General features: G+C 49.3%; 11 protein-coding genes. 4 read left to right on the plus strand and 7 right to left on the minus strand.

Annotated elements, in window-relative coordinates; genetic code table 11:
- Nucleotides 1-119: 119 nt before the first annotated feature.
- The 6 genes from IPM52_11910 to IPM52_11935 form a co-directional block, all read right to left on the minus strand.
- On the minus strand, nucleotides 120-500 hold the full coding sequence (locus IPM52_11910; protein ID MBK9292314.1) for a hypothetical protein: 381 nt from the start codon (nucleotides 498-500) through the stop codon (nucleotides 120-122).
- An 18-nt stretch (nucleotides 501-518) separates the two neighbouring features.
- Nucleotides 519-1307 (minus strand): DUF4349 domain-containing protein, encoded by a 789-nt coding sequence (locus IPM52_11915; protein ID MBK9292315.1) that lies wholly within the window; start codon nucleotides 1305-1307, stop codon nucleotides 519-521.
- A gap of 39 nt (nucleotides 1308-1346) precedes the next feature.
- On the minus strand, nucleotides 1347-1685 hold the full coding sequence (locus IPM52_11920) for a hypothetical protein (protein ID MBK9292316.1): 339 nt from the start codon (nucleotides 1683-1685) through the stop codon (nucleotides 1347-1349).
- A gap of 2 nt (nucleotides 1686-1687) precedes the next feature.
- Nucleotides 1688-2932, minus strand: a complete 1245-nt coding sequence (locus IPM52_11925; GenBank protein MBK9292317.1) for a DUF4153 domain-containing protein — start codon at nucleotides 2930-2932, stop codon at nucleotides 1688-1690.
- 943 nt (nucleotides 2933-3875) lie between these two features.
- The gene (locus IPM52_11930) at nucleotides 3876-4823 is read right to left on the minus strand and encodes an MCE family protein (GenBank protein MBK9292318.1); all 948 of its coding nucleotides are present in this window, start codon (nucleotides 4821-4823) and stop codon (nucleotides 3876-3878) included.
- A 97-nt stretch (nucleotides 4824-4920) separates the two neighbouring features.
- The gene (locus tag IPM52_11935; protein MBK9292319.1) at nucleotides 4921-6219 is read right to left on the minus strand and encodes an N-acetylmuramoyl-L-alanine amidase; all 1299 of its coding nucleotides are present in this window, start codon (nucleotides 6217-6219) and stop codon (nucleotides 4921-4923) included.
- Nucleotides 6220-6242: 23 nt separating this feature from the next.
- On the opposite strand from IPM52_11935, the gene IPM52_11940 reads away from it, so the two are divergent.
- Both IPM52_11940 and IPM52_11945 read left to right on the plus strand, forming a co-directional pair.
- Nucleotides 6243-8933 (plus strand): LPS-assembly protein LptD, encoded by a 2691-nt coding sequence (locus tag IPM52_11940; protein ID MBK9292320.1) that lies wholly within the window; start codon nucleotides 6243-6245, stop codon nucleotides 8931-8933.
- A 55-nt stretch (nucleotides 8934-8988) separates the two neighbouring features.
- The gene (locus IPM52_11945) at nucleotides 8989-9375 is read left to right on the plus strand and encodes a RidA family protein (protein MBK9292321.1); all 387 of its coding nucleotides are present in this window, start codon (nucleotides 8989-8991) and stop codon (nucleotides 9373-9375) included.
- 12 nt (nucleotides 9376-9387) lie between these two features.
- Here IPM52_11945 and IPM52_11950 read toward each other — a convergent pair whose 3' ends face one another.
- On the minus strand, nucleotides 9388-9975 hold the full coding sequence (locus IPM52_11950; protein MBK9292322.1) for an aminodeoxychorismate/anthranilate synthase component II: 588 nt from the start codon (nucleotides 9973-9975) through the stop codon (nucleotides 9388-9390).
- 992 nt (nucleotides 9976-10967) lie between these two features.
- On the opposite strand from IPM52_11950, the gene IPM52_11955 reads away from it, so the two are divergent.
- Together IPM52_11955 and IPM52_11960 are read left to right on the plus strand one after the other, a co-directional pair.
- Nucleotides 10968-12794, plus strand: a complete 1827-nt coding sequence (locus IPM52_11955) for a tetratricopeptide repeat-containing sensor histidine kinase (GenBank protein ID MBK9292323.1) — start codon at nucleotides 10968-10970, stop codon at nucleotides 12792-12794.
- Nucleotides 12775-13389, plus strand: coding sequence for a response regulator transcription factor (locus tag IPM52_11960; protein ID MBK9292324.1), 615 nt, complete (start codon nucleotides 12775-12777; stop codon nucleotides 13387-13389). The genes IPM52_11955 and IPM52_11960 overlap by 20 nt, the downstream gene beginning before the upstream one ends.
- The last annotated feature ends 62 nt before the right edge of the window (nucleotides 13390-13451 follow it).

Here is a 13451-nt window from a genome sequence, read left to right on the forward strand (position 1 = left end):
TTTGCGGCTCCTTTGCGTGCTTTGCGTGAAAAAACCACCGCCTGTCAGCGACATATAGCGCTGAAGTGCATTGATCAATGTGTAAAAGAACAGGCTGATCAAGATATGACCATTGCCAGCTAGCTGATTGCCAACACAAGGCAGGAAACCGCAAGCAACAATGCCAGAGGCGTGAAAATCAGTTTCTCTATCTTATTTGGCGAACTGATGTTGCCCAGCACATTGAGGGCAAAGAGGCCAGTCATGAACCATAGCAGTAGTTTCAGCCAGAACCCGCCGATGATCATCGGAACGAATTGTGCTGTCTGCAACACCACCCACAGAAAAAACAAATTGGCCAGTAGCGACACCACACCCAGATTGTAGAGCTGTCGCCGGCTGTGAATGCGGCTTCCCCAGACAATTTCCTTTGGGAGCAATCCTGTGAGCACTCCGGTGTGGATAACAGCCGCCACAACCAAAAGCGCCGGGGCCAGATATTTTGCAATGCTTAATAACATCTCCGGTGGAATCGGTTGTTAATTGGTGTCTCCTTTACGGCCTCGTTTGCGCAGCCTGTAAATGCCAACCAGCACAATGGCCAGCAGCACAAATGGCCACAAACCGGCAAACCAGACTAATAATCCCAGGAAAGCATACCAACCGTTCACCGCAGAATTGACCAGCCTGGCAACAAACTGGCTTGCCGGACTGTGGGTCTGATAAAAATCGAGGTTCAGGGTGCTCATGGCCACCTTGTCGTTCAGGTAGCGCAGTCTGCCGGTCATGCTCTCAATTTCGGCACGCACGTTGGCCAGCTCACGTTCTATGGAGAGCATTTCTTCCACTGTACGGGCCTGCTTGAGCAATTCCCTGTAGCGCGTCTCGAGTTCTTTCTTGGTGGCAAGCCTGGCTTCCACATCCACATATTCTTCACCCACATCGCGTTGCGAGATGTTTTTGTTGACCACTCTTTTTGCATGCTGTTCAAGCGCCCTTATCAGCGTATCGAAATTATCTGCCGGCACCCTGATCACCATGTTACGCGAGGTGCGCGTACTTTCGTCGTATGCTCCTTCGGATGAGATGCTGCCGCCTAAAGCCTCGGTTTGTTGCTTCACGAAAGCCGAGGTGAGCTCAATGTTGTGCGTCTCAAGTGTCAGGTAACCTTCTTTGATGATTTTAGGCTCCGGCAGGTCTTTTGTGTTCTCCCCGGCATCCTGAAAGCTTAAGCCTGACATCGGTGTGCTGCTACTGTAATCGTTTGCTCCACCGCAGCTGAGCAGCATGAGCAAGGCGAAAATTGCGGGAATGAGCTGTTTTTTCATGGTTGGAGTTGTTTTTGCCAAATGTATAAAGATTGAGAATTATTCGTCGTTGTTGCAGAGTTTGGCAATAAGCCGCTCAACAGATACAAAGCTGATAGCCTCTGGTAGGTTTTCGGTTCGGGAGGTTTGTTGAGCTGAAACTGCCAGCAAAATCATGTTTTTAGCCGCTTTTCGCTCTGCAATGGCTTGCATGGTTTGTCGGATGTGCGAAGGGCGGCCATCCAGATTGAAAACAACCACCTCGGCAGGCCATGCAAATGCAAGTTGGTAAGCAATTGCCCCATCAGAGGTTTCCGTTTTCAATTTGATTTCCGGACATAATTCGAGCAGGCTGCTGAGGGTTTGCTTGCCGGAGAAGTCAACCAGTAGTATGTTCATCCTTATCGGAAGTTGAAAATCAAAGGAAACAGAAATACCACCACTGCCGTCCAGCCTGCATACAAGGGTAGGAAAATGCCGATACTTTGCCCGGCTTCAGCCAACAACGCGCGATGACGTACAACCTTGAAAATTTTTAACGTGATTAATATTAAATTGCAGAAAATCAGTATATTGCTAACCAAAACCGCAAGTCGGTTTGGCGTGATGCCCCATTCATTGATACGATACAGTATGGCCGACAAAGCAATTCCATTGACAATCAGGGTAAGCACTGCCAGCAAGAGCAGAGCCACCACCTGCCCTTTTTCATCCTTTTGATCGTCGCGGCCCGGGATGGCAAAAAATATCAGTGCCATCACGCCAAGCAGCAAGAGGTTGAAAACCAGTAGGAAATCTCGGTCATGGAAGGGGTCTTTGCCTGAAAAAGGCAATGCAAGCAAATAAATTCCGAGCATGAGCACTACAAGCGGAATAAAGATCCGTGCCACCACAGGAGAAACCTTGCCAACAAGCTGTGGGTTGTTGTGCACCAGCCATGCCCCGGCCAGTGGTATCGAAACAGCACCCCATATGGCAATATATTTTCCGTAAAACTTCTCGATGTTTATGCCTGCTGACCCGAACAAGCCGATGGTAACCACCGATAGTATTCCACCTGCAATAAAAAGTACTGCAGCCATCACAGCCAGGTCGCCGTTGAACCTGAGCCATGCCAGCCGCGTGGCAGTGCTGCGAAACCTATCCTGAGCAAACGAAATTCCGGTGATGAACCAAAGAAACAACACAAGGTGGATGTTGGCCAGATGGAGCGTCTGGCTGCTCTCGTTAGCGGGCAGCATGTTTATATAAACAGCCGACAGCACAAAAATCAGGGCTGAAGCAAGGACAAAAGCTGGCTTAGGTCTGCTTTGGACAAAGAACCATACCGACAGAAAAGGCAAAATGGTAAACGAGATATTTCTGGTAAAATAGAGGTCTTCGGACAGGCCGGCAAATTCCGGAACTTTTGCCACCAGCCACGCCAACAAACTCAGGAAAATCAGCAAAACCCATTCGCTTTGTTTGCCAAAGCTGAGGCTGTTGTCGGGTTTGGTGAGGCGATACCACCAGGCCTGGGCGAGCGGTTTGTCCTGCAGTTGTGGAAATACCTGCCGGAAACTCTGCTCAAACGCTTTGCGGTTCGAACGGTAAAGTTGCTCAAGCTCGGCAGCTTGGTCAATTGCAGACACAATCTGATCTTTCATGGTTTTGGCTATTCTTTGTTTGGCCATCAAACGCTGAGAGTGAGCTGATTATTTCAAATGCGGAAATCTTTGTGAAATATAAACGGGCTTTTTGAGAAAGACTATATCAGACCTAGCCAGCCCTATTTGCCCGTAGTTAACGCACCCCTGCATCAGTCCCATAAACGCATTGCAGCCCAAGCCCGAAGTTTCAGCAAGCGAAAATCAAGTTTTCACACAAAAATTATAAACCCGTCCGGCCCTGCTGAATTCATTGCAAAACATTCACAATCAAACAAATACCCCAAACCATTGACTGCACCTACAACAATGACAACAAAACCAACCCACACCCCTCGCCAGGTCGCCCTCTCGTCAGCTCCTATCATCGCCTCCGAGACACGGCCACGCCAGGTCGCCCCATCGCTGAATTCGCTCATTTCGCCCCGTCTCTAATCTTTGAATCTTTGAATCACTCTATCCTGCAACCCAAAACTCCTGAATCTTACTATCCTCATCAATGGAACGCAGGTGACACTGATCTGGCTGATTTTCGCTGTTTCTATTCTGTGACCATCTGTTCAATCTGCGTCACCTGTGTTCTGTCAACAATGGAACGCTGATCCCGTTTAAGGCCGGGACACGGTGACACTGATCTGGCTGATTTTCGCTGTTTCTAATCTGTGACCATCTGTTCAATCTGCGTCACCTGTGTTCTGTCAACAATGGAACGCTGATCCCGTCTAAGGCCGGAACACGGTGACACTGATCTGGCTGATTTGCGCGGATACAACCACCGACAACCACCGACAACCACAACAACCATGATAACTATGACAACCTCCCGTTACCCGCATCCCGCAACCCGTAACCCGTAACCCATTGAATCTTTGAATCTTTGAATCCCCCAACAATTGCTTCTCCCCATCCTTTTTCGCGGTTAGTGTCGGCCATCAGCCATTTGTCAGAACACACTCACCTTCACGTATCTTTTGGGATTCAGGCGGATGTCTTCGAGCAATTTGCGGAGTTCTTCGGCCGAGCTTTCCAGCTTGCGATAGAGGGTGTCGTTTTGCATAAGCTGACCCATGGTTCCCTGGCCGCTGTTGATGCCTTCCATCAGTTTGTTCAGTTGCGCCAGCGAGCTGTCGGCATGGCGTACGGCCGAGGCAAAGTCGGCTTTGGCGAGCGAATCGCTCAAGGTGGCAAGGTTTTGGATGGTGCGTGTGATCTGGCTGTTGTTTTGCTCAATATTGCGCGAGATCATCTCGATGTTGTAGAGGATGGAGGCAATGCGCGACTGCTGTTGCACCACAAGGTTGTCGATGTTGCCGGTGGCGCTTTCCAGATTCCTTATGGTGCCCGTGATGCTTTGCAGACTTTGGTTAAGGTTTTGCTGCACATTTTCGGAGATGAGCGCCTGTACGATGGTTACCAACGAATCGACCGACGAGATGAGGCTTTCGGCTTTGTTTTTCAGCGGGATCACCTGGGCATTGACTTCTTCCATGAGGCTGGCTTCCACCGCCGATTGTAAAGTGTCGTTGTGATTGGCCATGGAGGCACTGTTGCCGGGGAGGAGTTCGATGGCTTTTGAACCAAGCAGGTCGGAACTGATAATTTTGGCAATTGAGTTGGAGGGTATGGCAACGTCTTCGGTCACAGATAATTCCACGATAAGGCGTCCATTCATGGCGGGATGAAAATATATGCGCTTGACCTGTCCTACCCTGAATCCGCTGATAAGCACCGGGTTGGAGGGGATGAGTCCGGAAACGTTGGTGTATTCCACAAAAAAGATGCGCTCGCGGTTGAAGATGTCGCGTCCTTTCAGGAAGTTGAACCCCCAAAAAAGGACAAACAAGGCCGCAACAAATGATATGCCTACAACGATGAGTTTGATACTTTTCAAGGTCCGGAGGTATTAGGTTGTTAAATGCAGGTCAACTTACGTTACAGATGCAAAGGTAATACAACAGCGTTGCAGGGAGCAATGTTTTGCACTTGTTTCAGGGCGAAGAGGATTTGTGGGCATCGGTTATGGCGATGCGCTGGCCATTGAGAAAGGCCACCACAAAAGCATCCGAATAACCATTCCTGCGCATTCGGTTCTGGTGGTTAACGGCCTCGCGGTAGCTCGTAAAATTGCCTGAGGTGTATTTGTAGAGGCCGTTGTGGAAGTATTTTTCTGCGCTTTCTATGTTTTTGAAACGCTTGTCGCTCAGTGGAATATCCTGTGGGAAGGTGGCAAACTGCACTTTATACACCACGTTGTTATTTTGACTGGTATTCCGGGTAGGGCTTGCCGGGCGTGAGGTTTCGGCCTTCGAAGCCGTGGCGTTCTGGCTGTTGTTTTTGCCTGGTGCAATGCCTGATGCACTTCCAGAGCTGCTTCTGGCCGGTGTGCCGGTGCTGTTGGCTGCGTCACGCGGGCCGGCAGGGAGGGTACCAGCATTTTCGGCTCTTACTGCTTCTTCGCGCATTTCGCGGGTGACGACACTGGTGGCGTTTTCGCGTTCAAATTGTAGTTTGTAGTCGCGAAATGCCCGGTAAATGGCCGAAGCAAGGTAGGTCTTGCCCTCCTCCGACATCATAAAAGCCTCTTCCTCGGGATTGGTGATAAAACCCAGCTCGACAAGTACGCTGGGCATGGTGGTACGGAAGAGCACCAGAAAACCGGCTTGCTGCACGCTTCGGTCTTTGCGGCCAAGCCTTTTGGTAAACTGTTCCTGCACGTTCTGGGCAAAACGAATACTCTGGTTTTTGTTTTCGCTCTGATAAAGCGACAGTGCGATGTAGGCTGCCGTACTGTTGGGGTCGAAATCGCCATACTCCGCGCTATAGTTATCCTCAAGCAGAATGGATGCGTTTTCGAGCTTGGCCACTTCGAGGTTGGCAGCTGTGCGGTGCTCACCCATCACAAAGGTTTCGGCTCCCGAAACTCTGGTGTCCTTTGAAGCATTGCAGTGGATCGAGATGAACAGGTCGGCATCGGCCTGGTTGGCTATGGCCGCCCTGCGATGCAGCTCCACAAATTCGTCCCGGGTTCGGGTATAGATCACCTTGACATCGGGCAGATTCTGCTGGATCAGACGGCCTGTGCTCAGGGCTACGTCGAGCACGATATCCTTTTCTTTAGCTTTCCGGCCTATGGCACCGGGATCACGGCCTCCGTGGCCCGGATCGATGACCACTGTGGTGATCCTGCTGCCCTTTTGTGCCCATGCCGGACAGCCAATAGCTACGAGCATTGCCACAACAAACAGGATGTGCCAACGTTGGATACCGGACATGGGGCTATACCTCATAACAAGCTATATTTGCAGGAGTTTTGTACGCACCACAGCACAAATATACGCATATCAGCCATAGCTGCCTGATTGCATCCAAAAGGGTATCGGCATCCGGCCGGTGCGCATGGCTGGTTTTGTTCATTGTGACTTTTCTTTCTATTTCTGCATCATCAGTCGCCAATCCTTTATCAATCAACGTATTATCCTCGGCTTATCAACAAGCTGCCGATACTGTCCCAACGGATACCCTGGTTGTGGCTGCACCGGTGAAGCAAAAGCTCGAAACCAAAGTTGAACGCACCGCGACCGACAGCATTGTGCAGGACCTGAAAAACCGTATGGTGCACCTCTACGGAAATGCAGTAGTTGTGTATGGCGACATCAAACTCGAGGCGGCATACATCCGTTTCAATTTCGAGACCAATCAGGTGTTTGCCCGCGGCATGCAGGACAGTACCGGCAAGCTCATCGGAAGACCTAGATTTACTGACAAGGATCAGACTTTCGAGTCGAATGAGCTGAACTACAATTTCGACAGCAAGAAAGGCATCATCCGCAATGTGGTCACCGAGGACGGCCAGGGGTATTTGCTCGGGCAACAGGTTAAAAAGATGGCCGACAACACCATCAATATCCGTTCGGGGGCTTACACCACCTGCAGCGATCACGACCACCCGCATTTCGAGTTTCGCTTCAACAAATCGAGGGTAATTCCCGGTAACAAGATTGTGACTGGCCCGGCCTGGTTGGTTATCGAGGGCATGCCGCTGCCTTTGGCATTGCCTTTTGGCATGTTTCCAAACCGCACCACACGCAAGTCGGGCGTCAGGATTCCCACCTACGGCGAATCGAACAACCGCGGCTTTTATTTCGAAAACGGCGGATTTTACTGGGCTATCAACGACCGCATGGACCTCGACCTGGTGGGCGACATCTACACCCGCGGCAGCTGGGCCATCAAGCCTGTGTTCAGGTATGTGAAACGCTACAAATATAACGGCAACCTCAACCTCAATTATGCCATCAACATCCTGGGCGTGGAGGGAAATCCCGACTACCGCCGCTCGCGCGACTTCAGGATCAGGTGGTCGCACCGTCAGGACCCCAAGGCAAGGCCTGTCGGGCGCTTTTCGGCCGACGTGAATGTGAGCAGCAGCAACTTCAATGCGTTCAACCCGAGCACCTCGACCGACTACCTGAGCAACGAATTTAAGTCGTCGGTGGCCTATCAGACCAATTTCAACAACAAAGTCTTTCTGACTGCCAATGCCAGCCACCGGCAAAACACCAAAACAAAAATGGTTGAGGTTTCGCTGCCCGAGCTCACCATCAATACCAATACCCTCTACCCGCTCAAGCGCAAAAATGCCATCGGCACTCCGCGTTGGTACGAGGCGCTCACCGTTGGGTACACCCTAAGTGCGCGCAATACGCTGAGCCTGCCCGATTCGCTCTTTTTCAAGCCCGATGCCCTCAGGCAGATGCGCAACGGCATTCAGCAAAGTGTGCCGGTGAGCCTGCCCATCAAGGTCCTGAAATATTTTTCGCTGAGTAACTCGCTGAGCATCACCAACCGCAACTATTTCAATCATCTTGAGCGATACTGGGTGGATGATACCCTTTTCAGGAACAACGACACCATCATCGGTTACGTGAAGACAGACACGGTTTACCGTTTCAACAATGTGTTTGATTTCAATGTGTCGTCCAACCTGAGCACCAAGGTCTTTGGTATGGTCAGCTTCAAAAAAGGTCCGGTCAGGGCAGTGAGGCATGTGTTCACGCCCCGTATTGGGGCCAGCTTCACCCCGGCCTTTTCCGACCCGCGCTGGGGCTACTACGGACGGTATATTGATGAAAAGGGCGTAGAACAGATCTACTCAAAATACGAAGGTGCACTGTTTGGCAGTCCGCCACGCGACAAATCGGGGCGAATCAATTTCGGGTTCAGCAACAACCTCGAAATGAAAGTGCGTTCGCGCAAAGACACCATCACTGGCGTACGCAAGGTGGTGCTTATTGAGGACCTTTCCGTTTCGGGTGGTTACGACCTTGCACGCGACTCGCTGAATATGAGTCTGATCAGTGTGAACGGCCGAACCAGACTGCTGAAAAACCTGAGCGTGCAATATAGCAGCAGCTGGGACCCCTATGCCATCGATTCGAGCGGAAAGAACATCAACAAATGGGAATGGGACGTAAACAGGCGCCTGCTGCGCAAAACCAATGCCACCTGGAGCCTGGGAGCACAATGGAACCTCAACCAGAAAGACTTTGAACGAAAAACAAATCAGCCCCCGCCACAAAGGCCTCAGAGCATGGCCACCGAGGCCGAGCTGACCGAAATCGACCGCAACCCTGACATGTTTATCGACTGGTCCATCCCCTGGACACTATCGGTCAATTATACCCTGCGTTACAACAATACCCCGCACTATGCCGGTCAGGTGCGCATGGGACAGAATAAAGTGGTGCAAACCTTAGGCTTCTCGGGCGACATCAGCATTACCCCACGTTGGAAAATCCAGGCACAGTCGGGCTGGGATTTCGAAGCAAAGGGCCTTTCGTACACTTCAGTAAATATTTATCGCGACCTGCACTGCTGGGAAATTCGGTTCAACTGGATACCTCTGGGATTCCGCAAAAGCTGGAACTTTACCATCAATGCCAAATCGTCGGTGCTACAGGACCTCAAGCTGACACGCAAAAAAGACTTCCGCGATTTTTAAGTGTGTTTGTCCGGCAATCCGGCCCTTTTGCCTAAATTGTCCCAAAAATCTTTCGATGAAAAAAATAATTCACACCGAACAGGCTCCCAAAGCCATAGGACCATACAGTCAGGCTGTTGAAATCAATGGCATGTTGTTCATTTCAGGACAAATACCCATCGACCCGCACACAGGTCAGGTGGTCGAAGGCGACATCACTGCCCAGACCGAACAGGTGATGAAAAACATCGGAGCCATACTCGAGGCGGCCGGCTACACCTTTGCCGATGTGGTCAAATCGACCTGCCTGCTGGCCGATATGTCCGACTTTGCTGCCATGAACCAGGTTTACGCACGGTATTACTCCGAAAACCCGCCTGCACGTGCCGCCTTTGCTGTGAAAACGCTTCCGCTCAACGTGCGCATCGAAATCGAGACCATTGCCGTGAAGCAAAAGGCGTAGCCTTGCCTCTTGTTAGTGATGTATCCCGTTTGCAGTCAGGAAATTACGTAAAATGACTGCTCCATAATCGGTCATGTACGACTCCGGGTGAAACTGCAGCCCGAAAACCGGTAATTGCCTGTGCGAAAAAGCCATGATGTGGCCTTCAGCATCGGTGGCCGTTACCCTGAGTATGTCGGGCATGGTTTCGTTTGCAATTACCCACGAATGGTAACGGCCGCAATGAATCACTTTCGGGAGTCCGGAAAAAATGGGATCCGTCTGTTCCACCTCAACAGGGCTGCGTTGGCCATGCGCACTGTGAGCGAGTTGTTTGAGTTCGGCTCCAAAAAACTGCCCAAGCGCCTGATGCCCAAGACAAACACCAAGCACGGGCAACTTGGTGGCGTAATGTGCTATCCAATGCATCAGCCGGCCCGACTCGGAGGGCAAGCCCGGCCCGGGCGAAATAATCAGGCGGTCGAAACTGCCTACGGCTTCCTCCGGGTTTTCCTCGCAATGCCTGATATCCAGCTGATTAGGCACATCGCACTCGCGCAACAATTGCACCAGGTTGTAGGTAAACGAGTCGTGGTTATCGAGCAGAAGCACCCGAAGCATACCGAAAATTTTTACAAAAGTAGGTATCAGGAGTCAATCAACTGCCAGCATTGAGATGTGCGTGTTGACTGCGGGGTTATGCTGCACGCATTGCTGGCTGGCTGAGAGCATAGGCTGTCAATAAGTTTGGTTGCTGCTGACCGGCCGTTGCAAGCAAGGATTCGTCTATCCTCGTAAAAAAAATCGTTGGTCCATTTCAAACGTTTGGCGAATAAAGTTTTTTTAAAACGCTGTCTGTCAGATTTTAATTTTCGAAAGGCAATCTTGGAATGAATCTTCTCTACCCCGACTTGACATGCGCACAAGTATTTCACTACATTAGATTCGATAAACAATTGATGCCTGAGCGTTGCTAACTTTACCAACTGCCATTTCCTCCCTTAGCAAAAACAGTTTTGATAATCTCAGGTTGATTCTTGTTTTGACCACTTGGCATATGTTAAGCCCAATCAGGATATTATCAGATTGAAGAAGTTTGACATCGGGCTGGACGAATCTGGTCTTTGCCTGTGCAATGTCAAAATCGAAGGCCATAGCCAGTTTGAGGCCTCCACCCTAAGCCAACCCGTTATTGGCTGCAATCACCGAAAAGGGAACAGCTCCGGTGAATTGAAGGAATTTTGACCAGGCGGCGAATAGCTATGCCTATTGTGTTGTCCTGATGTGCTATTTTGGCTATATCAGTGCCCGCCACTATGGCTTTGCCCTCACCGGTGATTACCGTCGCCAGAATGCTGGGGTCGCTGCAGTACTGAAATCAGATGTTCCAAACTGCTTTAAAACATTGTAAAACAGATAAATAATTGAATCCAAGCTGGTTGTGGTGCTATAGTAATGTTTTCATTTTTTCGATTTTAAGATTTCGTATAAAATTGTTTTTGTTTTTAGAGTGCATCTTTGTGAAATATATATCCAGCGAACAAAAATGTTTGACGATCATACCCGTTGAAAAAAACAAAAACGCTTAATGGCCTGATATACATATTTATACCATGAAAGATAAAGCTGTTTTCTTGTTTTTCGTGGCGTTTTTTTTCTTAGCGGCAATCAACAACCTTTATTCCGGGCCGGACACTTCATCCGATGATAACCCTGATGCTTTAATTTCAAAATTTAAGGAAACCGGCGATACGCTTCTTTTGTGGCAGGTCATTGAGATTGCCGAAGCAGTTGGCAATCATTCGTTGCTCGGTGAAGCCTATCGGCAATTGGGCCTTTATCACAGCAATTTCGAGAATGGGGAAAAGAGTATTGCGTACCTTATCAGGGCTTTAGATGTTTTCGAGACCATTAATGATGTCAGCGGAATGGCTAAAACCAATTTAAACCTGGGTTTCGTTTATTACGGCATGGCCGAGATAGAGCTTGCCTTGGAATTCACAAAAAGAGCTGTCGAAAAAGCCAGGATTGTTGGGGACCCGTTTATGCTTTCCATCATACTTGGCAATATTGGGACCATGTACGAAAAGCAAGATGATGGTTTCGAAGCAGCCCTTGAGGCCTACACGGAGTCGCTCGAGTTAAGCCTTGCGCTTCAGGATTCTGTTGGAATGTATTCAAACTATAACAACCTGGGCGTATTGTATGAAAAAAGCGGGCAGATAGACAAAGCCCGCGAATACTACACACGTGCGCTTGATTTAACGATTTATTTTGGAAATACGTTGGAAACATGCCGCATACAGACAAACCTGGCCTCGTTGGATATTCGCGAAAAGGATTATAAAGCAGCCCTGGTTCATTTAAACAATTCGAAGCAAGTATGCGAGGGTGTGGATGTGATGCTGAGGCTTCACCGGCTCGACCTCATGTCGACTGCATTGGCAGGCCTGGGCAATTATAAGGAAGCCTGGGAGGCGGCCGTAAGGTTTTACAAACTCAACGACAGTGTTTTCAAAGTTGAGCGTGTTGCTGCCATCAATGAACTGTCGCAGAAATATGAGGCCGAAAAAAAAGCACAACAGATAAGCCTGCTCGAAAAAGACATTACCATCCAAAAAGAGGTAGCTAAAAAAGAAACCTACCGGCGCAATCTTATGCTGTTGGTCACTGGGTTTATCCTGGTTATCCTGGTTTTGGTTGTTATACGCTTTTACGAAAAAGGTAAGCTTAACAAAAAGCTTGAAGCTTCCGAAAAGCAGCTTCAAAGGCTTAACCATGATAAGGATAGGTTTTTTGGTATTTTGAGCCACAATCTGCGTAATCCCCTGATGGCATTCGAGGGGTTGAGCAACCAGTTGACCAAACCAAATGCAGGCAACAATGTTGAAGTGGCGCAGCAAATGAATTCTTACGCCAAACAGCTCATCAGCCTGCTCAATAACTTGTTGCTTTGGTCGAAAAACGAACAGGGATTACTGGTCATCAAGCCGCAAGCCTTGCTGCTTGACCAGATAATCGAGGAGGCTGTGACACTCTACAAGCCCTTGGCTTCAACTAAAAACATACAGCTGCAAGCCTCCTGCCCGAAGGATATTTTGGTTTTTGCCGATAAGGAATCGCTTCAAACTATCGTCCGTAACCTGTTGAACAATGCCATAAAATTCACCGATGAAGGCGGGGTTGCCATCAATTGTGTAGCCGGGCAAGATCGGGTGGAAGTGAGCATTAATGATACCGGTAAAGGCATGGACAGGCAACAATTAAACGCCTTATTCCAGTTGGGTGCCAACCACCAATCGGGACTGGGACTGCTGCTTTGCAAGGAGCTGGCCGATAAGAACGGAATAGGCATCAACATTGAAAGCGAAAAAGGAAAAGGCACCACAGTAAAGCTCCATATCCCTATTTTTGTGTATCATGAAGATCGCACTCCTTGACGATCATAAGCTGGTGTTGCAGGCGCTCAAAGCCCAACTGGAGAGCTTGCCATCTGTAAATGAGGTTGTTGCCTGGTACAACCCTCACGAATTCCTGTCGTCCGGCAGCATCTTTTCCTTCGATCTCGTTTTTCTCGACATTCACTTTGAGGATTATAACGGCTTCGATGTGTTGCGCCAACTCAAAACAAACAACTACACCGGCAAAATAATCATGCTTACAGGAACCGCAACTACATTCACCCTCAACAAAGCCATTAAGGAAGGCGCAAATGGTTTTATTGGCAAGGACTGTGAACAATCAGAACTTGAAGAAGCCATAGCAGCGGTTACAGAAGGCTCGTTTTATATTGGCAAAAGCCTCGATAAGCTTGCCAGGGAATTGCTGCTCACACCTAAAAACAAAACACTGAGCGAACGCGAAATAGAAATCGTCAGACTCATTGCACAAGGATACAGCTACAAGCAAATTGGTGAGAAACTTTTTATAAGCACACGCACTGTGGAAGCCCACCGTAACCATATCCTCGAAAAGCTTAACCTGTCAAATGTTACTGAGCTTGTGCGCTTTGCGTTGAAAAACCACCTCATCTGATCCGGCTTCCATAGGGGAAATCCCCTACCAGAATTTCTGTTTTTTCCCGAATTGACTCAGCA

Source organism: Bacteroidota bacterium, from assembly GCA_016715945.1.
Classification (GTDB): Bacteria; Bacteroidota; Bacteroidia; order Bacteroidales; family F082; genus JALNZU01.

What these genes read in the sequence shown, in the direction of transcription:
- IPM52_11935 (MBK9292319.1), bottom strand. Translation starts at nt 6,219, where the DNA reads ATGAGGTATAGCCCCATGTCCGGTATCCAACGTTGGCACATCCTGTTT.
- IPM52_11925 (MBK9292317.1), bottom strand. Translation starts at nt 2,932, where the DNA reads ATGAAAGATCAGATTGTGTCTGCAATTGACCAAGCTGCCGAGCTTGAG.
- IPM52_11945 (MBK9292321.1), top strand. Translation starts at nt 8,989, where the DNA reads ATGAAAAAAATAATTCACACCGAACAGGCTCCCAAAGCCATAGGACCA.
- IPM52_11950 (MBK9292322.1), bottom strand. Translation starts at nt 9,975, where the DNA reads ATGCTTCGGGTGCTTCTGCTCGATAACCACGACTCGTTTACCTACAAC.
- IPM52_11955 (MBK9292323.1), top strand. Translation starts at nt 10,968, where the DNA reads ATGAAAGATAAAGCTGTTTTCTTGTTTTTCGTGGCGTTTTTTTTCTTA.
- IPM52_11960 (MBK9292324.1), top strand. Translation starts at nt 12,775, where the DNA reads ATGAAGATCGCACTCCTTGACGATCATAAGCTGGTGTTGCAGGCGCTC.
- IPM52_11910 (MBK9292314.1), bottom strand. Translation starts at nt 500, where the DNA reads ATGTTATTAAGCATTGCAAAATATCTGGCCCCGGCGCTTTTGGTTGTG.
- IPM52_11920 (MBK9292316.1), bottom strand. Translation starts at nt 1,685, where the DNA reads ATGAACATACTACTGGTTGACTTCTCCGGCAAGCAAACCCTCAGCAGC.
- IPM52_11915 (MBK9292315.1), bottom strand. Translation starts at nt 1,307, where the DNA reads ATGAAAAAACAGCTCATTCCCGCAATTTTCGCCTTGCTCATGCTGCTC.